The organism is Streptomyces sp. NPDC048566, assembly GCF_043199735.1.
In the GTDB taxonomy this organism is placed as follows: domain Bacteria; phylum Actinomycetota; class Actinomycetes; order Streptomycetales; family Streptomycetaceae; genus Streptomyces.
Map to the genome: position 1 here is coordinate 133,518 of NZ_JBICWL010000005.1, position 25,408 is coordinate 158,925.

Consider the following 25,408-nt stretch of genomic DNA (forward strand, 5'->3'; position numbering starts at 1 on the left):
CCGCGGCGTCACGCCTGTCGAGGGTCGTCTCCCGGGTTCGCGAGGGCGAGCCGGGCCAGCCGGTCGGGATCGGCGAGGATGTGCATCGTCACGATCCTGCCGTCGGCGACGCCGATCCCCATCACCGACAGCGGCCGGCCGCCGGCGAAGGCGACCAGGCCGATCCCGCCGTTGACCAGCACCGGCCGGGAGGCCGCCGCGAACCGGCCGAAGGTGAGCGCCTGCCGGGCCACCGCCGCGGCGCCCCGGACCCGCCGGGAGGCCGCCGCCCCGCCGACGTGCGGTCCGGAGTCGGCCCGCAGTTCGACGTCGGGGTCGAGGACGGCCAGCAGCGCGCCGAAGTCCCCGGCGCGGGAGGCGGCGAGGAACGCGTCGAGGACCTTCCGCTGCCGGGCGAGGTCGCGTTCGGGTTCGGGGGCGCCGGCCCGGACGCGGCGGCGGGCCCGGCTGGCGAGCTGCCGGGTGGCGGCGGGCGACCGGCCCGCGATCGGCGCGATGTCGGCGAAGGGCACCGCGAACAGGTCGTGCAGGACGAAGGCGAGCCGTTCGGCCGGCTCCAGTTCCTCAAGCACCACGAGCAGGGCGAGCCCGACGGAGTCGGCGAGCAGCGCCTCCCGTTCGGGATCGGCCGCGTCCAGCGGGCCGACCACGGGATCGGGGACGAAGGTGGCCGCGTCCTCCAGCGGGTCCTCTCGGCGGGCCTTGCGGGAGCGCAGCATGTCCAGGCAGATCCGGCCCACGACGGTGGTCAGCCAGCCGCCCAGGTTCCCGATCCCGTCCGGGTCGGTGCGGGCGAGCCGGAGCCACGCCTCCTGCACCGCGTCGTCCGCCTCTCCGAGCGACCCGAGCATCCGGTAGGCCACCGCTCTCAGGTGCCCCCGCTGTTCCTCGAACCGGCCCGCGAGAAGCGCGCTGTCGGTCATCGGTCCCCCTGACTCGTCGTGCGGCGGTGACCGATCCAAGCACGCCGGCCCGCTCCAGTCCCGCGCGGGGCGCGCCCGGAGCGGGCCGGCGGGCGGGCCGTCAGACGTCGTCGCGGGTGAGCGCGAGCAGCCGGTCGAGGACGCGGGGACCGCCGGCCCGGACACCGTCGTGTTCGAACTCGTCGGTCACCCAGGTGCGCAGCCCGCGCACCGCCCGCGCCGTCCGCAGCGCGTGACCGGTGTCCACGTACATGTCGTCGTGGTAGACCGCCGCCGCGACGGGCACCTCGTTGGCGGCGAGGCGCGCCGTGTCGTAGAGCGGCTCCCAGTCGGTGCGCGCGGCCAGTTCCTCGGCGGTCTCCCGCAGCGGGCGCAGCGCCGGGTCGGTCTCGAACATCCACGGGTGCACGGACTCGCCGGTGAACAGCAGCGGGCCGTCGCCGGCCAGCGTCTTGGCCGCGTCGAACTGCGGGAACTCTGCGCGCATCCGCTCGGCGGACCAGGCGGTGGGGCGGCCGTCCTGGGCGTAGATGGCCTCGTGGACCAGCGCGTACAACGGGTGCCCGGCGTACGAGAGCAGTCCCTGGACCTCCTCCTGGAAGGCGTCGGAGAGCGCCGGGCCCTGCGGAGTGGGCACGAAGGCGTTCTCCAGCAGGTAGTGCAGGCGGTGACTGCCGTCGGAGCCGCCGAGGAGGATGCCCAGCGACTGGAAGGCCTCGACGGTGAGGCGGTAGCCGCCGCCGAGGACGGGCTCGTGCCGGATCAGGTGGTCGGCGATCCGGCGGGCGCGTTCGACGTCCTGGGGGTAGCGCGCGTAGTGGGCGATGACCTTGCGCTCGATGCGGGGGTAGGCGGCGCGGTAGACGTCGTCGGCGTGTGCGTCGAGGCTGGGCAGACCGCCGGTGACGAGGGCGGCGCTCAGCCCCTCGGGGGCGCTGGACAGGTAGCGCACGGTGCAGAAGCCGCCGAAGCTCTGGCCGAGGACCGTCCAGGGCGCGCCGCCGGTGAGGCGGGGGCGGATGGCCTCGCAGTCGCGGACGATGGAGTCGGCGCGGAACAGCGCGAGGTAGTCGGCCTGCTCCCGGGGGCCGCCCCGCAGAGGCAGGGTCTGCCGGTTGGCGGGCGTGGAGTGCCCGGTGCCGCGCTGGTCGAGCAGCAGGACGCGGAACTCCTCAAGGGCCCGGCCGAGCCAGGCCTGCCGACCGACGAAACGATTCGCCCCGAATCCGGGTCCACCCTGGAGGTAGACCAGCCAGGGCAGGTCCTGTCCCGCCCGGCCGCTCGCCACGACCTCCCGGGCGAAGAGTTCGATGCTCTCCCCGTCCGGCCGGTCGTGGTCGAGGGGCACGGTGAAGCGGTGGTCGGTGAGGACGACACCGGGCTGACGGTAGCTGGCGGTCAACAGTGCTCCCGAGAGATACGGATTCCAGGCCGTCCCAGTGGAGCACATCCGCACCGGGCCGCGGCGCCCGGGACCGCGCGAAGGACTGAACGGTCGCTCAGCAGGGCCGAGGCGGGGCGGGGCTCGCCGGGAGAGCGCGGGAGGCCGTCCGGCTGCGCGCGCTGCCTCCCCCGCCGGGTGACCGGCCCGTACGCTGCACCCGTCCGACGACCGATGCCGAGGAGCCGCGATGCGCGTCGCCCTGTTCCTGACCTGTGTCAACGACACGCTGTATCCGGACACCGGTCGCGCCGTGGTGAGACTGCTGACCAGGCTGGGCGTCGACGTCGACTTCCCCCTGGGGCAGACCTGCTGCGGGCAGGCCCACTACAACACCGGCTACCGGCACCGGGCGGAGCCGCTGGCCCGCCGATTCTGCGAGGTCTTCGGCTCCTACGAGGCCGTCGTGACCCCGTCGGGATCGTGCGGGGCGATGGTGCGGGAGCTGTATCCGCGCATGGGTGAGCGGGCCCGCGCCGAGGGACGGGGCGACTCCCTGGCCCGGACGGTGGCGCCGGTGGTTCCGAGGACGTACGAGCTGACCGAGTTCCTCGTCGACGTCCTCGGGGTGACGGACGTCGGCGCGTACTACCCGCACACCGTGACCTACCACCCCACCTGCCACGGGCTGCGCGCTCTGGGACTCGGGGACCGGCCGCTGCGGCTGCTGCGGTCGGTGAGGGGGCTCGAACTGCGCGAACTGCCCGGCGCGGACGAGTGCTGCGGCTTCGGCGGCACCTTCGCCGTGAAGAACCCCGACGTGTCCGCGGCGATGGGCGCCGACAAGGTGTCCAACGCCGAGTCGACGGGCGCCGACGTGCTGTGCGCGGGCGACAACTCGTGCCTGATGCACCTCGGCGGCACGATGGGCCGGCTGCGGACGGCCATGCGGCCGGTGCACATCGCGGAGATCCTGGCGAGCACGGAAGAGGAGCCGAGCGCGTGAGCGGAACCTTCGTCGGCATGCCGGCCTTCCCCGCCGCCGCGCGGGAGGCCGTGAACGACGCCACCCTGCGGGGCAATCTGCGCCATGCCACCCGCACCATCCGCGCCAAGCGCGAGAGGGCCGTCGCCGAGGTCTCGGACTGGGCGGCGCTGCGCACGGCCGGCCGGCAGATCAAGGACCACACGCTCCGTCATCTCGACCGCTATCTGGTCCAGTTGGAGGAGTCGGTCACCGCGGCGGGCGGCACCGTGCACTGGGCCGCGGACGCCGACGAGGCGAACAACAGTTGGGCAGGGACCGGCCCTCGCACCTCCTCGTCCCCGCGATCCACCGCAACCGCGGCGAGATCCGCGAGATCTTCGCCCGGGAGATGGGCGCGTGGGGCCGCCCCGCACCCGAGAGGCTCACCGACGCACCCGCCGACCTGGCCGAGGCCGCCCGGCTGCACCTGCGCGAGAAGTTCCTGCGGGCCAGGGTCGGCGTCTCCGGGGCCAACTTCATGGTCGCCGAGACCGGCACCCTCGTGGTGGTCGAGTCCGAGGGCAACGGCCGGATGTGCCTGACGCTCCCGGAGACCCTGATCTCGGTCGTCGGCATCGAGAAGGTCGTGCCGACCTGGCGGGACCTGGAGGTGTTCCTGCAGACCCTGCCGCGGTCCTCGACCGCGGAGCGCATGAACCCGTACACCTCGATGTGGACGGGGACCCGCGGCGGGCTCGGCGGCGAGGGGGACGGCCCGGAGACCTTCCATCTGGTGCTGCTCGACAACGGGCGCACCGACACCCTCGCCGACGAGGTCGGCCGCCAGGCGCTGCGCTGCATCCGCTGCTCGGCCTGCCTCAACGTCTGCCCGGTGTACGAGCGGGCCGGCGGGCACGCCTACGGCTCGGTCTACCCGGGCCCGATCGGTGCCATCCTCAGCCCGCAACTGCGGGGCACCGGCAGCGCGGTCGACGCCTCGCTGCCGTACGCGTCCTCGCTGTGCGGTGCCTGCTACGACGTCTGCCCGGTCGCCATCGACATCCCCGAGGTCCTGGTGCACCTGCGCGAGCGGATCGCCGAGGGCGGCCCCGCCACCCGCGACGGCGACCGGGTGGTGCTCCGGCCCGCGCGGGGACACGCGGCCGAGCGGGCGGCGATGCGGGCGGCCCGATGGGCGCTGATGCGCCCCGGTGCGCTGCGCGCCGGGCAGCGGCTCGCGTCCCGGACCCGGCGTCTGCACCCGCGGACCCTGCCGGGGCCCGGGCGGGCGTGGACCGGGACCCGGGACCTGCCCGAGGTCCCGGCGGAGCCGTTCCGCGACTGGTGGCAGCGCACCCGCGGCGGACAGGAGGGGACGACGTGAACAGCAGGGACCTGATCCTCGGCCGGGTGCGACGGGCGACGGCGGACGTCCGCGGCGACGGCCCGCCCTACGAGGAGGCCGTGGACCGGAGTTATCTGCGCGAGCACGGCGAACGGAGCGAGGCGCGCACGGTGGAGCTGCTCGCGGAGAACCTGGCGGACTACCGGGCCGTCGTGCACCGCGCCGGCGCCGCGCAGTTGCCCGGGCTGATCGGGCGGCTGCTGGCTGCCCGCGGCTCCCGGCACGTCCTCGTCCCACCGGGTCTGCCCGCGGGGTGGCTGTCGGCCTCGGATCAGGTACGGGTCGAGGACGAGGCGGCCCGCACCGCTCGGGAACTGGACCGGGTGGAGAGCGTGGTGACGGGGTGCGCGCTCGCCGTCGCCGAGACCGGCACCATCGTGCTGGACGGCTCCCCCGACCAGGGCCGCCGCCGCATCACGCTCATCCCGGACCACCACGTGTGCGTGGTCCGGGTGCCCGGCCAGGTCGTCCCCTCCGTGCCGCGGGCGCTGGAACTGCTGTCTCCCGACCGCCCCCTGACCTGGATCTCCGGTCCGTCCGCGACCAGCGACATCGAGCTGGACCGGGTCGAGGGCGTGCACGGTCCGCGCACCCTGGAGGTGGTGCTGCTCGGCAACACGCCGTAGCCGACGCAGGTCCAGGGCGCGGGCCGCCGCCCTCCTCGACCTGAGAGGCCCCCACTCCGCCCCCTACGGGTCCTGCTGTCCCGAGCAGTTGTCGGACGGTCAGCGCCAGCGGGTGATGGCGGCGAGGGGCCGCGGATCCGCCGGCCCTGATGATGGACGAGCCGTTCGGCACCGTGGACCCAGTGGTCCGGGAGCAGTTGCCGGACGAGTTCCTGAGCAGACGCCCGGTCCCGCGTGGACACGGTGAGGCCGGGTCGCCGTCCACGGCGGCGGGCGTGGTGAGAGGCCGCGTCACCCTCCTGGCGGTTCTCGCAGCGGACCCGCCCGATCACGGTGCCCGCGCGGCAACGCGCCGCCGCGACCGAGCCGTTGCGCCGCACGGGTGCCAAAACCCCGCTGTCATCGGTCAGGTCCCCCGCCCGGCATGGCGTTCGGTCCCGCGCTTGGCACGGCCACCCTTTCAGGTAAGTGACTTCGCCGCAATGTCGGATGATCGGAAAGGAGAATCATCAATTCCGTTCGAGCCGCCAAAATGGGGAATTACAACGCCCGACGCCCACCTGACGCATTCACGTGAAATTTCCTGCGTAATATTCCGCACCAGTGAAAGGCTTGCCGGGCGATCGGCAGACCCGGCAGGCCACGCCTCTCACAGGAAACGGCCCCTCGATGAAGCTGAAAATCCGTCAAGCGGCTCGCGGTAGCTCATGGTCCGGCGTACTGGCTTCGGCCTTCGCCGCGACGGTAGCCGCCGCGATGGTCGCCCTGACACCGGCACAGGCATCGGCGATCGCCACGCCCGTGCCACTGGCCACGGCTGCGAGCTTCTCCGTCCTCTCCGGCCAGGGAGTCACCAACACCGGCCCGTCGGTCGTCGGTCACGATCTCGGGACGAGTCCGAACCCGGCGATCTCCGGCTTCCCGCCGGGCCAGGTCCTCGGCGCCGTGCACGCCGCAGACGCCGTGGCTCTGCAAGGCAAGGCCGACCTGGTCACGGCCTACAACAACGCGGCCGGCCAGGCCACGGACTTCGCTCTCCCGGCCGGGATCACCACGGGCACCACACTGATCCCGGGCGTCTACACGGCGACCGCCGGCGTCGGACTCACCGGTGACCTGATCCTGGACGCCGGCGGGAACCCGAACGCGGTCTGGGTGTTCCAGATCCCCGAAGCGCTGACGACCGCGTCCAACAGTCGCGTACTCCTCACCAACGGCGCTTCGGCGTGCAACGTGTACTGGCAGGTGGGCAGTTCGGCCACTCTCGGCACCAACTCCACGTTCGTGGGGACGGTCATGGCTCTCACCTCGATCAGCGCGAACACGGGAACGAACATCGAGGGCCGGGCGCTGGCCCGCAACGGCTCCGTCACGCTCGACAACAACAGGATCTTCCTCAACAACTGCGCGACCACCACCACCGGCGGAACCACGACCGGCACAACGGCCGGAACCACGACCGGCACCACGACCGGCACAACGGCCGGAACGACGACCGGCACCACCACCGGCACCACCACCGGCGGCGGGCTGCTCAGCGGCGGACTCGTCAGTGGGGGCCTCCTCGGCGGCCCCATCGTGAGCGTCACCAGCGGCGGCACCTCGGGCAACACCGTCGGCAACACCGCCGGGAACACGGTCGGCAACACGGCCGGCAATGCCACCGCCGGAAACACCGTCGGCGGAAACGGCAACGGCGGGCACGGCAACGGCGGGCACGGCGGCAAGCCCGCGGGACATGGCCACCACGAGAAGCCCCAGGGACCGCACCACGGCGGCAAGCCGGAGGAGGGGAACCACCACGGGAAGCCGGACCACCACGGCCACGAGCTCACGCACGGCAGGCCCGAGCACGGCAAGGACCACGACGAGAACTACGGCTACGCCGACGCGCCCTACGGACAGAACGCCTCCAAGGACCGCTCGGTGAGCCGCGAGGGCTAGCCCTCCCCGGCAAGCCGGCTCGCCGGTCGGCGGCGCGTGGCGGACTCCGGATGGGGTTCGCCGCGCGCCGCCGCCGGCGGTCGGCAAAGGCAGACGAGCAGCCGATACACATGAACAAGACAGGATGGGCGATGTCGAGGGGAACGGGACCAGGAGACGTGCAGGAATTCCGATATCCCGATTCCGAGCCGCGGGCACAGGATTGCCTCGCCGAAACGCCCCGGCAGGCTTCTCGGTCGATCCTTTCCCGGGCCGGGAAAGCATGCCGGAGCACCGCAGTGATCCTTTGCCTGTCGACGGCTCTCGTCCATGTCGTCCTGGTGTTTCTTCACGTGGCACCCAGCAATACCCTCTCCAAGCGATACAGCCCGCTGATCAATTCCTGGGTGTTCCCCTTCTTCGAGCAGAACTGGCGGCTCTTCGCTCCGGACCCCGACTCCGCCAACCGCCAGATCCTGGTGCGGACGGCACACACCGGCTCGGGCGGGTCGTCACAGGTGAGTGGCTGGTTCGACCTCACGGCCGTGGACGACGCCTCCGTCGGACACGACCCCTTCCCCAGCCACACGGCGCAGAACCTGCTGCGTCGCGCCTGGACCTCCTACGTCGACACCCACGGCGGGGACGACAAGGCCCACACGGAACGCGCCCTGATGATGCAGAAGTACCTGCGCAACATCGCCGCGCAGCGTGTCGCCGATCATCGTGGCGGTTCGTTCGACTTCCTCCAACTGCGTGTCGTCACGCGGCCCATCGCCGCCTCCGGGACCACTGCCGGCAACCCCCCGGCTCCGGCGGAGACCCGGCTTCTGCCCTGGTGGAAGGTGGCCTCGCATGGAAGCTGAGCGGACCTCCCCCGACACGACGGCGGCCTGCCCTCCTCCGACCGACCCGCGCGCCGCTCCCGCGTCCGCCGTCCAGCGGCTTCTCGACCGGATCACCGCCATGAGCGAGCTGGTGACCGGCAGGCCGGTTTCACTGTACGCCGCCGCGGTGCTGCGATTCGGCTACGGCCTTCTCTACCTGGTCTTCCTGCTGCGCGAGTTCCCGCACCGGGAGGAGATCTGGGGCCCGGATTCACCCTGGACGCCCGCACTGGCCCGGCAGCTGTTCACCCAGACAGGGTGGAACAGCGTCTTGACCCTCTCCGACAGCCGCGCCTACTTCGAACTCTGCTACACGCTGGCCGTCGTAACGTCCGCGCTGTTCATGCTGGGCTGGCGAACCCGCGCCCTGTCCCTCCTCTTCGCGGTCGTGGTGACCTCGTTCCACGCCCGGGCCATCTTCATGACGGACGGCGGTGACAACCTGGTCCTGCTGCTGTCCCTCTACCTCGTCTTCACCGCGTGCGGGCGACGCTGGTCACTGGATGCCCGCAGGATCCGCCGGAGAACGGCTCGCCCGGAGCGTCCGGCCCCGCGGCTTCGGAGCCACACCGGACGACACCTCCGCGAAGGCTTGTCCACTGTGACGACGGTGCTCCACAACTGCGGCATGTTCGTCATCGCGGCCCAGGTCTGCATCCTCTACGGATCGGCGGGCCTGTACAAGGTCCAGGGCGCCTCCTGGGGCGCCGGAACCGCGCTCCACTACGTCCTCAACCTGCATCTCTTCCAGCCCTGGCCGGCCCTCTCCCATCTGGTGGACCAGCACACGGTATTCATCGCGATCGCCGGCTATCTGACCGTGCTCCTTCAGGTGGCCTTCCCGTTCGTGCTCTTCGGCAGGTTCAAGTACCCCGTGCTCGTCATGCTGTTGGGCATGCACACCTGCATCGCCCTGCTCATGGGTCTGCCGCTCTTCTCGGGCGCGATGATCGTCGCGGACGCCGCGTTCCTGCCGGACCGCTTCTACGCCGCGCTACCCCCGCTGTGCCGCCGCGCGGTACGGCTCACCTGCCTGCGGCGGACGGAGCCGCCCCGCAGCACACCGGGTACGGGATCCGTACCCGCCCAGAGCGGACCGCTGGGACACCGGCCCACGCACCGATCCGCCCCACCGGACCACAACGGCACCGCGACCGTTTTCAGAAAACGACCGGAGCGTCGATGAACGCCTTGGTGGCATCGGCAATGAGGTCGCGGCTCTCGAGCGCGTCGAGAGCACGGGCCCGGAGGTGGTCGTACATCGCTTCGCACTCCCGCACGTCGGCCGGCTTGTCCAGGTGGAGGTCGCTGGTGAACCGTTGCAGATGCACCACGCCGACCGGGGGGCCGTCGGCGAACTCCAGAATCGAGAACGGTCCCGACAGGCCGGGGACCACTCCCGCGGTGTAGGGGAGGACCTGGACCGTGATGTGCGGCTCCGCGCCGAGCGCGTTCAGGTGCTCCAGTTGTTCACGCATCACGTCGGGGCAGTCGACGACACGGTGCAGTACCGATTCGTCCAGGACGACCCGCAGTCTCAGCGGACAGGCCGGCTCGTAGATCCGGTGCTGCCTGCGGAGCAGCACCTTGAGGCGTGTGTCGACCTGTTCGGTGGTGAGCCGAGGGAACGATTCCTCTGTCACGGCATGCGCGTAGGCGGGAGTCTGCAACAGGTCGGGGACCATCGTGGGCGCGTAGACGTGGATGGCGTGGGCATCCGTCTCCAGACCGAGATAGACACTGCTGGGCAGGTCCCCGTAGGGGTACCACCAGTCCCGCCGGCCGGCCTCCCTCGCCATCTCCATGAGGGAGTCGACGACCTGCTGGTCCGCCACTCCGTAGATCTCGCAGAGGTCACGCACGTCGCGCGGTCTGATGGCGCGGATACCGTTCTCCATGTGGCTGATCTTGGGCTGCGAGACCATGAGCCGCTCGGCCACTTCCGTGCTCTTCAACCCGCTGGCAGCGCGGAGTCGACGAAGCTCGGCACCCAGCCGTCGTCTCCTGACGGTGGGGTTGCTTTTCGCCGCCACGTGCGGTGCACCTCCGGTTCCACGTCGCTCTGACGGACCGAAGGTTGCCATGGAGCAATGTTTCGGGCCGCACGCCATGCCGTCGTGACCGCTCCCGACCGAAAGGGACCGACCATGGCATGCGGCGCACCCCGAACAGGCCAGGAGCGATCAGGCTGTCCGGCAGACCCGTCCCGAGTCCGGTCGCGGATCGCCCCGGCCGCGCCCCGCATCGGCGTGCCCCCTCCCCCCTCGGCCCGAGCCGGCTCGATGCCGACGCCGGGTACCTGCCCCGTCGAACACCACCGCTCGGCGCCGGCCGCGCCTCCGGCCGTGCCCATCGCTCCGCCCCCAGGCGCCGGGCTCCGGCCGCCCTCTTCTCCCTGGCCGCCGTGGCCTTGGTGACGGCGGTGGCCGCGAACACCTCCCTGGACCACGATCGGGCCGCCGATGGCGGTGCGTCACCTCGGCAGCCGAGCACAGCGGTCGCTCGGCAGCCGAGCAGACCGGCCGCGTCCCGAGCAGGCCATCGTCCCCGTGGGCACCTTCACCGGTGTGCCTCTGCTCCTCGCCCTCAAGGAACCCCCGTCCGTCCACGCTCGAGCGTGGACGGCACGCCCGGCCTCGGCCTCGTAGGAGCTGAGCGGTACAGCGCTGTGAGCCTGTGACGAAAGGGGCCTCTCCGCGGCACCGGACAGCGCGGAAGAAGTCGTGGGCTGATCGGGGCAACCGGCACCGGCCCGGGCATGGCCCTGCCCGGCTCTCCCGGCTGTCGCCATCGATCGCTCGGGCCTGTTCGTCCTCGGGGTCGGCATTCAGGCGTTCCGGCGACGACGTGGAGGGGCGTCCGAGCCGTCGGCGCGCGGACCGCCAGCAGGCCCGGCGTCCCCCGATCGGGGGATCGCCCTTCGTCCGGTCCCGGACCGATGGGGTGATTACGGGCCGGGGGGATCCACGCGAGTGTGGAGACATGGCCGCTCGGGTCAGCCGCCCCATCGGGTGGCAGCCCGGCAAGGACGTTTCCGACGGCCCTCCCCCACGACGAAGGGAAGCACGATGTTGCTCCGCGCCGACTCCACCAGCCCCGGCACCACCGCCTCCGGTCACGCACCGACACTCGCCGCCTCCGCCCAGCCCGAACTGCACGATGTCCAGAACGAGCACGACCGCCGCGGCATCGAGATCGACGAGGTCGGCATCAGCAGCCTTCGCTACCCCGTCACGCTCGACGACGGAAGGCTGCGCCATCAGGGCATCGCGGAGGCGACCGTCAGCGTGCGTCTGCAGCACGATCGCCGGGGCACCCACATGAGTCGCATGGTCGCCCTGGTGCACGACGCCCTGCGCGACTTCGACCCGAGGGCCGTCGGCACCCTCCTCAAGGCGGGCGCCGATTCCCTCGACGCCCCGGGGTTGTCGTTGCGACTGGCCATGGACGTGGCGACCGAGGTCACGGCGCCCGCCAGCGGCATCACGTCCTGGGCCGTGCACGACGTGGAGTTCGAGATGCGCTGGGACGAAGGCGACGTGCTCCTGGCCACCTCGGTCACCTGTGAGGTCACCAGTCTCTGCCCCTGTTCCAAGAACATCTCCGACTACGGCGCCCACAACCAGCGCAGCCAGGTCACCCTCACGGTGACGGGACAGGGCGACACCCCGTACCCGCTGTCCGTCAGCGAGTTGATCAAGCTGGCCACGTCGCACTCCTCGGCGCCCGTGGTACCGCTGGTGAAGCGACCCGACGAGCGCGTCCTGACGATGCAGGCCTACGACAACCCGGTGTTCGTCGAGGACATGGCACGCGAGGTGTCCGCCGCCTGCCGCCGCCGTGACCTCGTCCACCGCGTCGCGGTGCGCAACCTGGAGAGCATTCACAGCCACGACGCCCTCGCCGTGGTGAACGGCTAGACGGTTCGCCTCGCGCCCGCGGCGTCCGATGCGGTGGGTCGCACGGCCGAGCGTCCTTCGCCGACGGGGAGCGCTCGGGTGGCACGACGCCGGCGCACACACCTCCTCGTCCTCGAAGAACTCGGGTGAACTCCGCGCCGGACGGCGCGGACCGGACCGGTCCGGTCGTGCTCCCACGGCAGCAGCCGGGCGAAGACCCCCGGCCGGCTTCCCCTTCCGATCCACCACAGCAACGAACGGAGCGACCCATGCTGACCATTTCCAAGGAATTCCACTTCTCGGCAAGCCACCAGCTGGCCCACCTGCCGACGGACCATCCCTGTTCCCGGATGCACGGGCACAACTACATCGTCGTGATCGAGTTGTCGGCGGCCTCCGACGCACTGACGGAGGCGGGGTTCGTCCGCGACTACCGGGACCTGGCGGAGCTCAAGGACTGGATCGACACCAACCTCGACCACCGGCATCTGAACGACACCGTCCCCGGCCGCAACCCGTCCGCCGAGCACATCGCGATGTGGGTGCACGAGACGTGGTCGCGGCAACTGCCCGAACTCACCGCCGTGCGTGTTTCGGAGACCCCGAAGACCTGGGCCGAGTACCGTCCCAGCTGACCGGCGCGGCGGAGCCACCTGTTCGCCCGCCGCGACGACGAGGTCCCATCGCCCGTGAGGGACCACCGGGTCGCGGCACGGACAGGGCCTCGGAGCGACGGGTGGCGTGCCCCACCGCCCCATCACGGCGCGCCCACGGCATCCGGAGCGGAGCCCCTCAGCCGGAGAGGGGCGATACCCGCCAGATCAGCCGCGATCCGCCCTCCTCGTCCGCCGCGACGGACGTCTCGGCCACGGGCAGTCGCCGTCCGATGAGCCATTGCCCCAGCTCCCGCGCCATGGCCTCGCACGACGCCGCCCCGAACTCGTGCTCGCCGGGCCCCCACCACTCGCGCACCAGGTCGGCGACATCGAAGAACTCCAGGTCGCGTTCGTCATGGGCCACCTGGAGTTCGACGCGCACCCTGAAGAGATGACGGTGGCGACTGGCCAGATAGTCGCGTTCGGACGGGGCATCCGGCCAGCGATGGAACCCGGGGAGGCGCAGTTCCACCCAGATCCTGGCGGCCTCCGGGGCTGCTTCCTGCGGACCGGCCATGGCGGGAACCTCCGATCACCCCGCCGTCCGGGGACGGCGGGCCTTCGGCCGCTGTGCGCAGGCGCTCGATCTCGGGCCATCTCCGTGCCACGGCCGCTCACGAACGACTCTACGGCTCGGACACGGTCCCTGCCCCTGGTGACGGAGACCGGAGCGACGATGGTCCTGTTCACGTGCCCCACCTCCGGCCCGCACCCGCCGAACGCGCGGCCGGTCCGGGCAGACCCTCACCTCGCAGGGGCCTTGGCCCGCCCGCGGGTGACTCGACCGGCCCGGCCCCCGACCCCCGCAGCGGGGCCGGTCGAGGCCCATGCCCGCTCGCGCACGACCTACGGGCCGGGCGAGAGGACCCGGGAGCGCCGACGGTTCGCCTCGTAGGTCCTTCCCGACGCTGTGACGCCTCCGGTTCCCCGAGGTCGTGCATGCTGCCGCCGCACGGGCACGGACCGTCCCTCGGCGACGTCACGCCCGCACCGGTGCAGCTCCTCGACCCGATGGCCGGGCTGCGGAGGGCCGCGGTCAGCCGGGCTCACGAAGCCATCTCCCCCTTCGCACGACATCAGCGGTGCGGGGTTCACCGGGCCCCGGACGCCCGCACGGGCAGCCCGACGGCCGCGCTCGCCGTGGTGTTCGAGCGGGGAGCCGCCTTCGCCCGCCGGCGGGATCGCCGGCACCCGGCCTGGCACCGCGGCCGGTCCCGGCAACCCATCGGTCACCTCGTCCGGCGCGGACTGCGCCTCGGGGCCGCGGACACGGTCGGACAGAACGGCACGGCCGGAACGGGGTAGCCGTTCCGGCCGTGCCGGGTGGGGTGTGACGTCTCAGGCCTTGAGCACCACGGTCGGGGCAAGCGGCTTGTCGTCATCGGCCCCGACCACCACGACTCCCGGGACCGGCGCCTGTGCCACGACGACCGACGGCGCGGCACCGTCGGCGGAGGCGACCCGCACCACGCCGTCGGTGCCATCGGCCTTGGCCACGGAGGCTCGGTTCCGGTTGTCGCCGTTGTCCTGTGCGGAGGCGATCGAGGCGCCTGCGAACACGAGTGCTCCCCCCGCGGCGGCGGTGGCGGCGGTCTTGGCGATGAGGTTCATGACTGGGTTCCTTCCTTGGCGAACATGCGGCGAGTCCGGTTCGATCTGCCGGCCTCCGCGACGCCGTTGCCGCGGATGCCGATGGGCGGACCGTCCGGGCCACCCGCCCGACGGCGTGCCCAAGGTCGCCGGTCCGATGCCCGCGACGTGTTCCCACGTCCCCCGGCTCGGTGCCGACGCCCTTCGTCGTGCTTCTCGGGCGGTGACAACTCCACAGTGGCTCCGGGGCCGGGCTCGCCGGTACGACCGATGGGCCCATCGGTCGGTCGAATGCCGCTCCCCTCATAGGGGGACCGCCCGCCGGCAGGGGTGGTGGACGCGGGGCGCGCGGGCGCTCGGCGGCCATGCGGGGGCCAGCGTGTGGCAGGTGGAGAGGTTTGCTGGTGGTGTGGTCAACAGGCCCTACCGAGGGCTGTTCCGCCCGGGTGGGAGGACGCCACGAGCCGTGCGCCGACCTGCGACACCACCACCACCCCGCCTCGGGACACCCTCAAAGACCGGGCACGGGGCCCTGGGCCATGCTGGCGGTCCTGTGGCCCCGTGGGATGCCCGGTTCGGGCATCCCACGGGCCTCGGGTCGGCTCCAGCGCCGTGGACGGCGCTCAACGGCTGCCGGCCAGGGCATGGCCCGCGCGAACCATGAGGCGATCGGGGGCGAGCGTTCCCCACCGCTCGACGTGGCAGGACGGTTCCCTGTGCGCTCTCGCCGGCCGCCGGGAAGGGCGGCGGCGGGTCAGTCCGCGGCCGGCGCGAGCGGGAGCTCCACCAGAGCGGACGTACCGCCGGGCAGGCGGGGTTCCAGCAGCAGGCGCCCTCCCGCGCTCTCGATCCGGACGCGCAACGAGGCGAGGCCGATGTGGCCTCGGCGCACACTGTCGGTCGTGGCACCAGGAGGAAGCCCCACGCCGTCGTCCTCGACCAGCATGCCCATCGTGCCGTCGCGCGTGTACAGCCGAATCCGCACATGCCGGGCCCCGGCGTGCTTCACGATGTTCCCGATGAGCTCTCGGGCGGCGTCGAACGCAAGGGTCTCCAGACGAAACCGCGGCACGGACTCGTAGTGCTCCCGGACGTCGAACCTGCCTCGGTCCCGGGCACGTTCGAGGAGTGCCTGCACCGCGCGGACCAAGCCCAACTCCTCGAGAACCGCGGGGTGCAGCTCTCCGACGATCGAGCGCATCTGCTGAGCGGCCTCGGCGAGCGCGAGGTCGGCCCGCCCGAGGGCCTCCTGCCGGTACTCCGGGGAGCGCCCCTCGTCCACGTCCTGGCGGGCCGCGAGCACGTTCTGCAGGGCCTGGTCGTGCAGGGCTTCGGCGAGACTACGGCGTTCACGTTCCTGGGCGTCCATCGCCAGCCCCAGCAGGGCATGGCTCTGCTCCATCAGCTTCTCGACCGTCCGGACCCGCTCGCTCTGCACCCAGGTCAGCGAGGTGCAGACGGCTCCCAACAGCAGCAGGGAGAGGACGTGCAGGGCGACGGAGGCCCAGCCGAGGTCTCCGCGCGACAGGGCGAGGGCCAGCAGATACGCGAGCGCGGTGACACAGGTCATGACGCCGGTCACCCGGGGACGCAGTTGGAAGGCCGCGAGAACCGGTACGAGGAAGAACGCGTCGTCGACCAGCGGTCGGGCTCCGGTCGGCGAGACGAACCCCTGGGAGAGCACCAGCAGTGAGCCGAGAACGGCCAGGTCCAGCCAGAGGAGGTGCCACGTCCACCAGGTTCCGGGACGGTCCGACCACGCCGTCGCGACCAGCAGCAACGACCACAGCGCATAGCCCGCGACGACCACGGCACAGGCGGCCCCATGCTCGTGCGGCGGAAACCGGACGAGTTGCACGAGGAGGAGCAGCACGATGAGGAGGCGTGCGAGCGCCTGGGGCCTCCGCTCCCCCAGCGACCGGGGCGGGGGCCGCTGCGGGGCGCCGTCGGCCGCCTCGGGACGAAGTCCACCGCCACCTGACACCGTGATCACTCCCCGCGCCGCACACCGCGGGGGCGCTCATTCGAGAAGGCCACGACGCATCGCCTCGGCCACGGCGGCGGCCCGGTCTCCCACTTCGAGCTTCTCGTAGAGGCGCTGGGTGTGCGTCTTCACCGTGCTCGGAGCGAGGAACAGCTCCTCGGCGATCCGCGGGATGCTCTTGCCCTCGGCGAAGGCGCGGAGCACCTGCTGCTCGCGTTCGCTGAGCAACAGACGGTCGTCCCGGCCGGCGCGGCGCCGGACCTGATCCATGAGGCCGCCGGTGAGATCCTCGGGCAGCGCCGTGCCACCCCGCGCGACCCGCATCACGGCATCGACGATCTCGTTGCGGCTCGCGTCCTTGGCCAGGTAGCCGGCGGCGCCCTCCTCGATGGCCCGGAAGACCAGTGCGTCGTCCGTGTGGGCGGACAGGATGATCACCCGGACGGGCAGGCCGTCGCGTACGACGGCGTGCAGCACGGCGACGCCGTCCAGGTGCGGAAGCCGCTGGTCGATCACCGCGACCTCCGGTCGATGCTCGCGTATGAACGCGAGCGCCTGTGCTCCGTCCTGCGCCTCGGCGACCACGTCGACCTCTCCGCTCCGGATCAGGGCTCGAACGACGCCCTCGCGGTAGATCGGGTGATCGTCGGCGACGACGACGCGCACCCTCGTGCCGTCTGCGTGCATGCCAAACCGTCCCGTCCGACCTAGGTCCTGTCGTCGAGTCGGCACCGGTCAGGTCCGCTTTCTGCGGTGCGGCACCTCGCAAGGCGGCGACAGGCCCGACTACTGGACGTGACCGGACCGTCCCGCGACGGGCCGGGCGGGCGCCCGGGCGGGACGTCGGCCTGGGACCGGTGCTCACATCTTCTCGTCCATTGTCCCCGCAGTACGCGGCACGCGCCTGTGCATCGCGGCGCACGCCCGACCCGCTCGCACCCGCGCCGCCCACCGATGTTCCGCTCGCCGCCCTCCTCGTGGTTGAGGACGAGGCTGCCGGCGACAAGGGCACCCGGGCCAGCCGGCGTGAGGCGGATCGGCACCGTACCCGACGAGGTCGCACTGGAACTCGGACACGGCCCGCACCCTGCCGCCGACGGGCCGCCTCGGCAGGACGGCGGGGCGGAACCGCGGGCCCCGGCGCCTCGCGTGCGGCGGTCAGCCCGGCAGGCGAGGCGAGGAGCAGTCCGCGCGCCGTGGGCGAACCGCCCGGCATACGCGGGACGGGCCCTCCTGATGGACACGTCACGCAGAGCGGGCCCTGGACGGACCGCGACGGCGCCCGCGGCGTCCAGGCGGTCCGACCCTGCCTCACGGCCGAGGCAACGGGGCCCTGCGCCCTGTCGGCGGGCCGTGCGTCGGGATGCGGCGCCTGCGGACGCGACTGCCGGGGCGGCAGGTTCGGCTGTGACACCCTGTGACACCCGTCCGGGCCGCGCCGATCCCCTGAGCGGACGGGTGCAGGCGGTATCGCGCCGCGGCTGTCGGTTCACGACACCTGCTGCCGAGCCCTGTCAGGTGGGAACCTCCGGATGTGCCTGGGTCCTCAGTGACCACGACTCCCCTGTGCAGTCGCCCGGCATCGGCGGGAAACGGTGCCCTTTCACGTCCGTGCTCCAGTGGTGGCCGCGGCCGCAATCACAGGCGTAGATCCCACTGACGGGCACGATCTCGCCCGGATGCCACGCATTCTGCTTCTCGTCCATATTCCCTGTCTACGTCCGCACCCGACGGTCCGCGACCCGTGGCTACGCGTTCTCGCCGGTCCACGGCCACAGTCGTGGGGCGGGACGCCGCGCCCCACTCGCTCTCCGTGACTGCGTCCCGTGGAGTCGGAAAGCGCGGGTCGGCCCATCCGAGACGATCGTGAACCCGGCGTCCGCGTGCCCGGCCCGCGGGTGGCGGCCGGGCCCACTCCGCGTCGCTCGGTCACGGTTGGGGGACAACGACGACCGGGCACGGCGCGTGCTGGACGCAGTGCTGACTGACCGAGCCGAGCAGGATGCCGGAGAAGGTGCCGTGACCCCGGCTGCCCAGCACGAGCAGTTGTGCGGTGCGGGCCGCGTCCATCAGTACCTGCGCGGGGTGGCCCTCGGCGACCCGGATCGATACCTCGGAAGGCTGGTCCATCCGTTCGCACACCGCGGCGACGGTCTCCCGCAGGGCGCGTTCGGCGGCCTTGGCGAACTCGCCTCCTTCGGGCATCGAAGGGATCCAGCCATAGCTGTACCCGAACACCTCGGGGTACTGCCACGCGGCGATCGCCTCGACGGTGCCGCCGGTCAACTCGGCCTGGGTGATCCCCCATCGCAGGGCAGCCTGTGAGCCGGTCGATCCGTCGACTCCCACGACGACGGGCCAGGGCTTCTCGTCCGTGTGCTGGGACATGTCGTTCTCCTGCCGATCGGTTGGTTCCGAGCCGACGCGCGAAGTGCAACGCCTGCCGTGTCACCGGCCTTTCGACGGCGGCGCCGATCCGCTATGGCAGCCGTCGCCGGGACACCGGAGGTACGGCGTCACGCTACGCACTCTCACCGAACCGGCGGCCGACCGACCGGCCCTGCCGCCAGGGCCGGTCGGCCCCGGCGGACGGGCCCCGCGGGCACCGGTCGCGTGCGAGTCGGAAAGTCGGGGACCGTCCGGCCCCAGCGCGGGCCGCAGGCGGCACGCCGCACTCGGACCTCGCCGCGGCCGTCGCGGTTGCTACGGCTCTTGGGGCGGCAGCGGTCTACGTGCCGTTCCTGGCCGCCCTTCCGGAGACCTCGCCGCCCACCGGAACCGGCCTGGCTCTGTCCGCAGCGGCCGGCCTCGCCGGGTTCGCAGCCGCACGCGCGGACGCCCTACGGAGCCGAACCCACCGGCCGAGCCGCCGCACGTCCGAGTGAACCGACGAAGTCGCCATCCCTTCGTCGGTTGCCGAGCCGACCGAACCCGAGAGATCAGGCTGTGCATCCACCATGGGCCGACACAGCGAGGTCGCACCCACCGAAGAACAACGGCGATGAACTTCCCGAGGGGTCTCGGTCCAACTGCGTCAGGACTCCGGAATCTCCTGCGGCAAGCCGAGTGCGAGAGCCACCGGCCGCCAGACGCAGCGCAGCGCGTGCTGGGCGGAGACGGTCGGATCGCCCAGCATGACGCGGATGCCGTAACCGTCGGAGAGGGCGAGGACGAGCGTGCTCAGGTCGTCGACGTCCGTACTGTCGAACTCGCCCGAGTCGATGCCCCTGGTCATCGCCGCGGCGACCCACTGGTGCAGCTGTGCGTAGAGGTCGACCGCGAAACTCCGGGTGGTCGCGTCCCGCAGCGAGCGGACCCACAGCTCCTGCCAAAGCCGCCAGTCCTGGCAGAGTTCCGCGTCCATCGGCAGCAGGTTGCGGATGATCCGGGCGAGGATCACCGCCGCGGGGACGGCGTCCGCGTCGCTCTCCACTTCGAACGTGGAGCTGGCGAAGGAGTGGACCATCGCCTCCGTGAACAGCTTCTCGCGGGTCTCGAAGTGGTAGTGGAGCAGCGCCGTCGACACCCCGGCCCGTTCCGCGACCATCCGCATCCGGATCTTCTCGAAACCCGTCTCCGCGATCACCTCGCACGCGGCGGACAGGATGCGCTCGCGGGTCTCCGCCGTGCGCTCGTTGGTCGCCACGCTGTCTGCCTCCGAGTCTGTCGGCCGGTACGTCGGGACCATCTTCCCTCACGCTCGGGCGACCGCCGTCGGCGCGCCGCGCGCGGGCTCCTGGGCGTAGGTGTGGAATCCACGGCCCGACTTGCGGCCGAGCAGTCCCGCCTCGACCATGCGGCGCAACAGGGGCGGGGGCGCGTAGAGGGGCTCCCTGAACTCGCTGTAGAGCGACTCGGCGATGGCCCGCGTGGTGTCCAGACCGATCAGGTCGATGAGCGCGAGCGGGCCGAGCGGGTGGGCGCAGCCCGTCACCATGGCGCGGTCGACGTCCCGGGCAGTGGCCGTGCCCGACTCCACCATGCGGACGGCGGCGAGCAGGTACGGGACGAGCAGGGCGTTGACGACGAAGCCGGCCCGGTCCTGGGCATGGACGGCCTCCTTGCCCAGAGTCTCCACGACGAAGGCCTCGGCCCGTCGGGTGGTCTCGTCCGAGGTGAGCAGCGAGGGCACCAGTTCGACCAGCCGCAGCACCGGCACCGGGTTGAAGAAGTGGACTCCGACGACCATGTGGGGGCGGGAGGTCGCGGCGGCCAGCCGGATGACGGGAATGGAGGAGGTGTTGCTGGCCAGGATGGTGTCGGCACGGGTGATCACCGCGTCGAGCCGGGTGAAGACGTCGAGTTTGACCCTCTCGTCCTCCGCGACGGCCTCGACGACCAGTTCGCTGTCGTGCAGCGCCCCGAGGTCGTCGACGACGGTGACCCTCTCCAGAGCCGCGTCCCGCTGCTCCGGGCTCAACTTGCCGTGTCCGACGGCGCGTCCCAGGGACCGCTCGACGCGCTGCCGGCCCGCCCGGGCGGCCGCCGCGTCCCGCTCCGCGACCGTGACGCGCAGACCCGCGCGTGCGCAGACTTCGGCGATGCCGGCCCCCATGAGCCCGCATCCCACGACTCCGACCCGCTCTGTACCGGTCATCGGATCTCCTTCATGACGTGGCTGTTCCGGAAGGGCCGGGGGCGTCGCGACGGGTTCGCCGCGCCGCCCCCGGCCAGGTCCTACTGCGTGACGGGAAGCTCCAGGACGCCGGTGCCGCGCTTGATCAGCTCGTTGGCGACGATCAGGCGCTGGATCTCGGAGGTGCCCTCCCAGATGCGGTCCACACGCAACTCGCGATAGAGCCGCTCCACCGCGTACGACCGGTCGTAGCCGCGCCCGCCGAAGATCTGCAGGCACCGGTCGATGACCCGGCCCGAGGCCTCGCTGGCCGCGAGTTTGGCGATGGATGCCTTGGCGTGCAGCGTCTTGCGGTCGGTGCCCGGCTGGTCCACCTCCCAGGCGACCTGGTGGGTGTAGGCCCGGTTGACGGCGATGTCCACCGCGCAGTCGGCCAGCATCCCCTGGATCAGCTGGAAGCTGGCGACGGGGGCGCCGAACTGCTCGCGCTCCACGGCCCAGTCGCGGGCCAGTTCCAGGCCCCGCTCCGCCGCACCGGTCGTGCGGGCGGCGATCATCAGCCGCTCCTCGGTGAACCAGGAGCGGGTGATGTCGTAGCCGGCGCCGATACCGCCCAGCACGGCGTCGTCGCCCACCTGGACGTCGGTGAAGGTGAACTCGGGGTGCTCGTAGACGAACGTGTGCATGAAGCGCGGCACGCGGGTCATCTCGATGCCCGGAGTGTCCTTGTCGACGAGGAAGAGGGTGGGGGCCCGCTCCGGACCGGCCGCGGCGAGGACGATCATGAAGTCGGCGTGGTCGCCGACCGTGACGAACCACTTCTCGCCGTTGATGACCCAGCCGGCGTCGTTCCTGGTGGCCGTGGTGGACAGGTTCTGCGGGTCGGAGCCCGCTTCCGGCTCGGTGACCGCGTAGCAGTCACGGCGCTGTCCCTTGATGACCGGGACGAGAAAGCGCTCGCGTTGCTCCGGGGTGCAGAAGCGCAGCGCGTTGGCGGGGCGCCACACCATGTCCCACAGCGCGCCGGTGAGCCGGCCCAGCTCTTCCTGGACGGTGGCTTGCTCCGCGATGGTGAGCCCGGCACCGCCCCACTCGGCGGGCATGTTGACGGCCTGGAGACCGAGGTCGAGAACGGTGTCGCGGATATCGGTGTGCGCCTTGGCGGACAGGCCGTTGTTCTCCTCGCATTCCAGTTCGTACTTCATGATGAACTCGGTGAGGGCGCGTGCGTCGGCCCTGAGGCGCTGCTGACGCGGGGTGAGGCGGAAGTCCATGGGGTCCTCGCTACGGGGGGTCGGGGTGTGACGGCGGGTCGGGTTCAGCGGGTGGGCAGAGCCAGGGCTCCGGTGCCGCGCTTGATGAGTTCGTTGGCGATGATCAGGCGCTGGATCTCGGAGGTGCCCTCCCAGATGCGGTCCACGCGCAGCTCGCGGTACATGCGCTCCACCGGGTAGGAGCGGTCGTAGCCTCGGCCGCCGAAGATCTGCAGGCACCGGTCGACGACCCGGCCGGCCGCCTCGCTCGCGGCGAGCTTGGCCGTGGACGCCTTGGCGTGCAGCGTCTTGCGGTCGGTCGCCGGCTGGTCGGCCTCCCAGGCGACCTGGTGGGTGTAGGCCCGGTTGACGGCGATGTCCACCGCGCAGTCGGCCAGCATCCCCTGGATCAGCTGGTAGTCGGCGATGGGGGCGCCGAACTGCTCGCGTCCCAGCGCCCAGTCCCGGGCCAGCTGGAGCGCCCGCTCAGCGGCTCCGACCGTACGGGCGGCGATCATCAGGCGCTCGTCGGTGAACCACTCCTTGGTCAGCTCGTAGCCCTTGCCGACACCACCGAGGACATCCTCGTCGGACACGAAGACGTCGGTGAAGGTGAACTCTGGGTGGCCGTTGACCGCGGAGTGCATGAAGTGCGGCACCCGGGTCATCTCCACCCCGGGGGCGGACTTGTCCACGAAGAAGAGGGTCGCCAGCCGCTCCGGGCCGGCATCCGCCTGGACCAGCAGGAAGTCGGCTATGTCGCCGCAGGTCACGAACCACTTCTCACCGTTGAGCAGCCAGCCGCCCTCGGCGCGGGTGGCGGTGGACTTCCCGGAGGAGGGGTCGGAGCCGGCGCCGGGCTCGGTGACGGCGAAGGCGTCGAACTTCTCGGCCCGGATGACCGGCAGCAGGTACTTCTCGCGCTGCCGCTCGTCGCCGTACGCCAGGACGTTGGCGGGCCGCCACGGGATGTCCCACAGGCAGTTGGTGGCCTTGCCGAACTCCTCCTCGACGATGACCTGGTCGAGGAGGCTGAGTCCGGCGCCGCCCCATTCGGCGGGCATGTTGATGGCGTAGACACCGGCGTCCATGGCGGCGCGGGTCAGATCGACGACCAGTTCCCGCGGCAGCGGGCCGCCTGCCTCCTCGGACTGGTCCTCGTACTGCATCAGGAGTTGGGCGTACTCGGCGGCACGCCTCTTCAGGTCGGCCTGCTCGGGGGTGTAGCGCATGTCCATGGGTGCCTCTTCGGTACGGGTGGGCGGGGTGGGGGCGGTTCAGCCGAGCACGGCGCGGGAGTCGAGGGCGAAGACTCCGTCCGGGCGGACGAGAAGGGGGTTGACCTCCAGTTCGGCGATCTCGGGGTGGGCGGCGGCGAACGCGGTGATCCGTTCGACGGCCTGTGCCGCGGCCTCGACGTCGACGGCAGGACGGCCGCGCACTCCGTCGAGGAGGGAGGCGGTGCGCAGGCCGCGCAGCAAGTCCAGCGCGCGGCCCGCGGGGAGCGGGGCCAGCCCGAAGTCGATGTCCTTCAGGGCCTCGGCGAGGATGCCGCCCAGCCCCACCATGGCGACCGGACCGAAGCGGGGGTCGCGGTTGACGCCGACGATGAGTTCGATGCCCTCGGAGAGGTCGGCCATCTCCTCCACCGAGTACGAGGGCGCGCGAAGCCGCTCGCGCATGTCGCGGAAGGCGGCCACCAGGTCGTCCCGGTCGGCGAGGCCGAGGGCCACTCCCCCGGCGTCCGACTTGTGCAGCAGGTGCAGGGCCTTGAGGACGTACGGGCCCGCGATGTCGTCGGCGGCGGCGAGCAGTTCGGCCTCGTCCCTGATCTCGCGCGCGGCGGGAAAGGCAACTCCGGCGGCCTCCAGGGCGCGGCGGATCTCCAGATAGCCGGTGTGTGTCAGCGGTTCGTCGGCGGCCGGCAGCGATGCGACGACGGTGCGGTGTCCCGATGCCCCGGCGGCCAGGACGGCCAGGGCGCGGGCGGCGTCCTCGGTGGCCGCGAAGACGGGAACTCCGGCGGCCACCAGGATGCGGCAGCTCGGCGACTCGGGATACATCGACTGGACCACCAGTGGCTTGCCCCCGCCGTCCATGCGTGCGGCGATGGACCGGGCGGCCGCCTGCTCGCCCTCGGACAGGACCGCGCTCCCTCCGCAGAGGCCGTCCACGGCGGCCGCGTAGCCGCCGAAGTAGCCGGTCATGAGGACGGCGTCGGTGTCGTCGGCGTCCAGCAGGGTGGCGACGGTGGCGGCGTAGGACGAGGGGTCCTGTTCGCCCATGCCGGCCAGGTCGACGGGATTGCCGACGGCGGACTGCTCCCACAGTGCCTCGCCGACGCGCGCCTGTGTGACCGGGGCCAGCTCGGGCACGCCGAGTCCGGTGGCCTCCACTGCGTCGGCCGCGATCACACCGTGGCCGCCACCGTCGGTGAGGACGGCGACCCGTCGGCCTTTGGCCCTCCGGCCGCCGGAGAGGGCGGCGAGGACGGTGGTGAGTTCGCGGGGGGTGGCGACCAGTTCGACGCCCGCGTCCCGGCAGGCGGCGGTGACGACGTCGTTGGAGGTGGTCAGCGCGCCGGTGTGGGACTGGGCGCTGCGGGCCGAGGCGTGACCGCGCCCTGCGGTGAGCAGGACGACGGGCTTCCCGGCGACGGCGGCGGCCTCGGCGAAGGCGCGGCCGTCGGCGAAGTCCTCCGCGTAGACGGCGATGGCATCGGTGCCCTCGTGGCGGGCGCAGTCGGCGAGCAGGTCGACGAGGGTGACGTCGGCCTGGTTGCCGAGGGAGACGAACCGCGAGAAGCCGAGACCGTGCGGTTGGCAGCGGAGCTGGAGTTCGAGGGCGAGGTTGCCGCTCTGGCTGAGCAGGGCGACCCGGCCGGGGGTGAAGTGGTCGGAGGCCAGATGCAGCCCGGTGGTGTTGTCGGTGATGCCGAGGCAGTTGGGGCCGACCATGACGGCCCCGGCGGCGCGGACTCGCTCGGCGACCGCCCGCTGGCGCTCCCGACCCGCGGCGCCGGTTTCGGCGAAGCCCGCCGTGATGGCGACGATGGCGCGGGCCTCGCAGGCCAGGGCCTCGTCGACGGCGGCCTCGAAGCCGGCCGCGGGCACGGAGATCACGGCCAGGTCGACGGGGTCGCCGATGGCACTGAGGCTGGTGGCGGCGGTGCGGCCCAGAACGGTGGCGCCACGGCGGTTGACGAGGTGTACGGGGCGGCTGTGGCCGGACCTCAGCGCCTGGGTGGCGATGGCGTGTCCGTACTTGGCGGGGTCGTCGCTGGCACCGACGATGGCGACGGAGAACGGGTCGAAGAGTGCCGAGAGGTCGCGTCCCAT

Annotated in this window: 22 protein-coding genes and 2 pseudogenes; 10 read left to right on the top strand and 14 right to left on the bottom strand. The window is 71.9% G+C overall.

Annotated elements, in window-relative coordinates:
• Positions 1–8: 8 nt before the first annotated feature.
• Together ACGFS9_RS11305 and ACGFS9_RS11310 are read right to left on the bottom strand one after the other, a co-directional pair.
• Entirely contained in the window at positions 9–923 is a 915-nt protein-coding gene (locus ACGFS9_RS11305) for a sigma-70 family RNA polymerase sigma factor (protein WP_393252286.1), read from the bottom strand.
• 100 nt (positions 924–1,023) lie between these two features.
• The gene (locus ACGFS9_RS11310; RefSeq protein WP_393252287.1) at positions 1,024–2,325 is read right to left on the bottom strand and encodes an alpha/beta fold hydrolase; all 1,302 of its coding nucleotides are present in this window, start codon (positions 2,323–2,325) and stop codon (positions 1,024–1,026) included.
• 229 nt (positions 2,326–2,554) lie between these two features.
• On the opposite strand from ACGFS9_RS11310, the gene ACGFS9_RS11315 reads away from it, so the two are divergent.
• The 7 genes and pseudogenes from ACGFS9_RS11315 (at position 2,555) to ACGFS9_RS11345 (ending at position 9,298) form a co-directional block, all read left to right on the top strand.
• A complete protein-coding gene (locus tag ACGFS9_RS11315) occupies positions 2,555–3,310 on the top strand; it encodes a (Fe-S)-binding protein (RefSeq protein WP_393252288.1) in 756 nt (251 codons plus the stop codon).
• Positions 3,307–4,655, top strand: a pseudogene (locus ACGFS9_RS11320) (lactate utilization protein B). The gene ACGFS9_RS11315 and the pseudogene ACGFS9_RS11320 overlap by 4 nt, the downstream one beginning before the upstream one ends.
• On the top strand, positions 4,652–5,302 hold the full coding sequence (locus ACGFS9_RS11325) for a lactate utilization protein C (RefSeq protein WP_393252290.1): 651 nt from the start codon (positions 4,652–4,654) through the stop codon (positions 5,300–5,302). The pseudogene ACGFS9_RS11320 and the gene ACGFS9_RS11325 overlap by 4 nt, the downstream one beginning before the upstream one ends.
• A gap of 1 nt (position 5,303) precedes the next feature.
• Positions 5,304–5,538 (top strand): annotated as a pseudogene (locus tag ACGFS9_RS11330) (ABC transporter ATP-binding protein); the annotation flags it as partial.
• Positions 5,539–5,971: 433 nt separating this feature from the next.
• Positions 5,972–7,246: an ice-binding family protein gene (locus ACGFS9_RS11335; protein WP_393252291.1), complete on the top strand. Its 1,275-nt coding sequence runs from the start codon at positions 5,972–5,974 to the stop codon at positions 7,244–7,246.
• A 332-nt stretch (positions 7,247–7,578) separates the two neighbouring features.
• Positions 7,579–8,091, top strand: a complete 513-nt coding sequence (locus tag ACGFS9_RS11340; protein ID WP_393252293.1) for a DUF5819 family protein — start codon at positions 7,579–7,581, stop codon at positions 8,089–8,091.
• A 100-nt stretch (positions 8,092–8,191) separates the two neighbouring features.
• A complete protein-coding gene (locus ACGFS9_RS11345) occupies positions 8,192–9,298 on the top strand; it encodes an HTTM domain-containing protein (protein ID WP_393252622.1) in 1,107 nt (368 codons plus the stop codon).
• Here ACGFS9_RS11345 and ACGFS9_RS11350 read toward each other — a convergent pair.
• Positions 9,273–10,145 (bottom strand): helix-turn-helix domain-containing protein, encoded by an 873-nt coding sequence (locus ACGFS9_RS11350; RefSeq protein WP_393252294.1) that lies wholly within the window; start codon positions 10,143–10,145, stop codon positions 9,273–9,275. The two genes, ACGFS9_RS11345 and ACGFS9_RS11350, sit on opposite strands and share 26 nt — an antisense overlap.
• Before the next feature lie 1,035 nt (positions 10,146–11,180).
• On the opposite strand from ACGFS9_RS11350, the gene ACGFS9_RS11355 reads away from it, so the two are divergent.
• Together ACGFS9_RS11355 and ACGFS9_RS11360 are read left to right on the top strand one after the other, a co-directional pair.
• Positions 11,181–12,032, top strand: coding sequence for a GTP cyclohydrolase I FolE2 (locus ACGFS9_RS11355; RefSeq protein WP_393252296.1), 852 nt, complete (start codon positions 11,181–11,183; stop codon positions 12,030–12,032).
• Between the two features lie 248 nt (positions 12,033–12,280).
• On the top strand, positions 12,281–12,646 hold the full coding sequence (locus ACGFS9_RS11360) for a 6-pyruvoyl tetrahydropterin synthase family protein (RefSeq protein ID WP_393252297.1): 366 nt from the start codon (positions 12,281–12,283) through the stop codon (positions 12,644–12,646).
• A gap of 157 nt (positions 12,647–12,803) precedes the next feature.
• Here the strand turns inward: ACGFS9_RS11360 and ACGFS9_RS11365 are convergent, their stop codons facing one another.
• The gene (locus tag ACGFS9_RS11365; protein WP_393252299.1) at positions 12,804–13,184 is read right to left on the bottom strand and encodes a hypothetical protein; all 381 of its coding nucleotides are present in this window, start codon (positions 13,182–13,184) and stop codon (positions 12,804–12,806) included.
• Between the two features lie 422 nt (positions 13,185–13,606).
• On the opposite strand from ACGFS9_RS11365, the gene ACGFS9_RS11370 reads away from it, so the two are divergent.
• Positions 13,607–13,972: a hypothetical protein gene (locus tag ACGFS9_RS11370; protein ID WP_393252301.1), complete on the top strand. Its 366-nt coding sequence runs from the start codon at positions 13,607–13,609 to the stop codon at positions 13,970–13,972.
• Between the two features lie 33 nt (positions 13,973–14,005).
• Here the strand turns inward: ACGFS9_RS11370 and ACGFS9_RS11375 are convergent, their stop codons facing one another.
• The 10 genes from ACGFS9_RS11375 to ACGFS9_RS11420 form a co-directional block, all read right to left on the bottom strand.
• Complete coding sequence (locus ACGFS9_RS11375) at positions 14,006–14,278, bottom strand: hypothetical protein (protein WP_393252303.1); 273 nt, start codon at positions 14,276–14,278, stop codon at positions 14,006–14,008.
• A 733-nt stretch (positions 14,279–15,011) separates the two neighbouring features.
• Positions 15,012–16,241 carry a sensor histidine kinase gene (locus ACGFS9_RS11380; protein ID WP_393252304.1) on the bottom strand — a complete coding sequence of 410 codons (1,230 nt, stop codon included), beginning with the start codon at positions 16,239–16,241 and terminating at the stop codon, positions 15,012–15,014.
• Between the two features lie 36 nt (positions 16,242–16,277).
• Positions 16,278–16,928 carry a response regulator gene (locus ACGFS9_RS11385; RefSeq protein ID WP_393252306.1) on the bottom strand — a complete coding sequence of 217 codons (651 nt, stop codon included), beginning with the start codon at positions 16,926–16,928 and terminating at the stop codon, positions 16,278–16,280.
• Between the two features lie 827 nt (positions 16,929–17,755).
• Positions 17,756–17,947 carry a hypothetical protein gene (locus ACGFS9_RS11390; protein WP_393252307.1) on the bottom strand — a complete coding sequence of 64 codons (192 nt, stop codon included), beginning with the start codon at positions 17,945–17,947 and terminating at the stop codon, positions 17,756–17,758.
• A gap of 223 nt (positions 17,948–18,170) precedes the next feature.
• Entirely contained in the window at positions 18,171–18,629 is a 459-nt protein-coding gene (locus ACGFS9_RS11395) for a universal stress protein (RefSeq protein ID WP_393252308.1), read from the bottom strand.
• 646 nt (positions 18,630–19,275) lie between these two features.
• Positions 19,276–19,887, bottom strand: a complete 612-nt coding sequence (locus ACGFS9_RS11400; protein ID WP_393252309.1) for a TetR/AcrR family transcriptional regulator — start codon at positions 19,885–19,887, stop codon at positions 19,276–19,278.
• Between the two features lie 48 nt (positions 19,888–19,935).
• Positions 19,936–20,838, bottom strand: coding sequence for a 3-hydroxybutyryl-CoA dehydrogenase (locus ACGFS9_RS11405; protein WP_393252310.1), 903 nt, complete (start codon positions 20,836–20,838; stop codon positions 19,936–19,938).
• 80 nt (positions 20,839–20,918) lie between these two features.
• A complete protein-coding gene (locus tag ACGFS9_RS11410) occupies positions 20,919–22,091 on the bottom strand; it encodes an acyl-CoA dehydrogenase family protein (RefSeq protein WP_393252312.1) in 1,173 nt (390 codons plus the stop codon).
• Positions 22,092–22,135: 44 nt separating this feature from the next.
• Positions 22,136–23,308 carry an acyl-CoA dehydrogenase family protein gene (locus ACGFS9_RS11415; protein ID WP_393252314.1) on the bottom strand — a complete coding sequence of 391 codons (1,173 nt, stop codon included), beginning with the start codon at positions 23,306–23,308 and terminating at the stop codon, positions 22,136–22,138.
• Between the two features lie 39 nt (positions 23,309–23,347).
• Positions 23,348–25,408 (bottom strand): acetate--CoA ligase family protein, encoded by a 2,061-nt coding sequence (locus ACGFS9_RS11420; RefSeq protein WP_393252315.1) that lies wholly within the window; start codon positions 25,406–25,408, stop codon positions 23,348–23,350.

Coding starts and splice junctions, on each gene's coding strand:
- ACGFS9_RS11375 (WP_393252303.1), bottom strand. CDS start 14,278: ATGAACCTCATCGCCAAGACCGCCGCCACCGCCGCCGCGGGGGGAGCA.
- ACGFS9_RS11415 (WP_393252314.1), bottom strand. CDS start 23,308: ATGGACATGCGCTACACCCCCGAGCAGGCCGACCTGAAGAGGCGTGCC.
- ACGFS9_RS11370 (WP_393252301.1), top strand. CDS start 13,607: ATGCTGCCGCCGCACGGGCACGGACCGTCCCTCGGCGACGTCACGCCC.
- ACGFS9_RS11360 (WP_393252297.1), top strand. CDS start 12,281: ATGCTGACCATTTCCAAGGAATTCCACTTCTCGGCAAGCCACCAGCTG.
- ACGFS9_RS11335 (WP_393252291.1), top strand. CDS start 5,972: ATGAAGCTGAAAATCCGTCAAGCGGCTCGCGGTAGCTCATGGTCCGGC.
- ACGFS9_RS11315 (WP_393252288.1), top strand. CDS start 2,555: ATGCGCGTCGCCCTGTTCCTGACCTGTGTCAACGACACGCTGTATCCG.
- ACGFS9_RS11395 (WP_393252308.1), bottom strand. CDS start 18,629: ATGTCCCAGCACACGGACGAGAAGCCCTGGCCCGTCGTCGTGGGAGTC.
- ACGFS9_RS11410 (WP_393252312.1), bottom strand. CDS start 22,091: ATGGACTTCCGCCTCACCCCGCGTCAGCAGCGCCTCAGGGCCGACGCA.
- ACGFS9_RS11390 (WP_393252307.1), bottom strand. CDS start 17,947: ATGGACGAGAAGCAGAATGCGTGGCATCCGGGCGAGATCGTGCCCGTC.
- ACGFS9_RS11355 (WP_393252296.1), top strand. CDS start 11,181: ATGTTGCTCCGCGCCGACTCCACCAGCCCCGGCACCACCGCCTCCGGT.
- ACGFS9_RS11420 (WP_393252315.1), bottom strand. CDS start 25,408: ATGGGACGCGACCTCTCGGCACTCTTCGACCCGTTCTCCGTCGCCATC.
- ACGFS9_RS11385 (WP_393252306.1), bottom strand. CDS start 16,928: ATGCACGCAGACGGCACGAGGGTGCGCGTCGTCGTCGCCGACGATCAC.
- ACGFS9_RS11305 (WP_393252286.1), bottom strand. CDS start 923: ATGACCGACAGCGCGCTTCTCGCGGGCCGGTTCGAGGAACAGCGGGGG.
- ACGFS9_RS11365 (WP_393252299.1), bottom strand. CDS start 13,184: ATGGCCGGTCCGCAGGAAGCAGCCCCGGAGGCCGCCAGGATCTGGGTG.
- ACGFS9_RS11405 (WP_393252310.1), bottom strand. CDS start 20,838: ATGACCGGTACAGAGCGGGTCGGAGTCGTGGGATGCGGGCTCATGGGG.
- ACGFS9_RS11345 (WP_393252622.1), top strand. CDS start 8,192: ATGAGCGAGCTGGTGACCGGCAGGCCGGTTTCACTGTACGCCGCCGCG.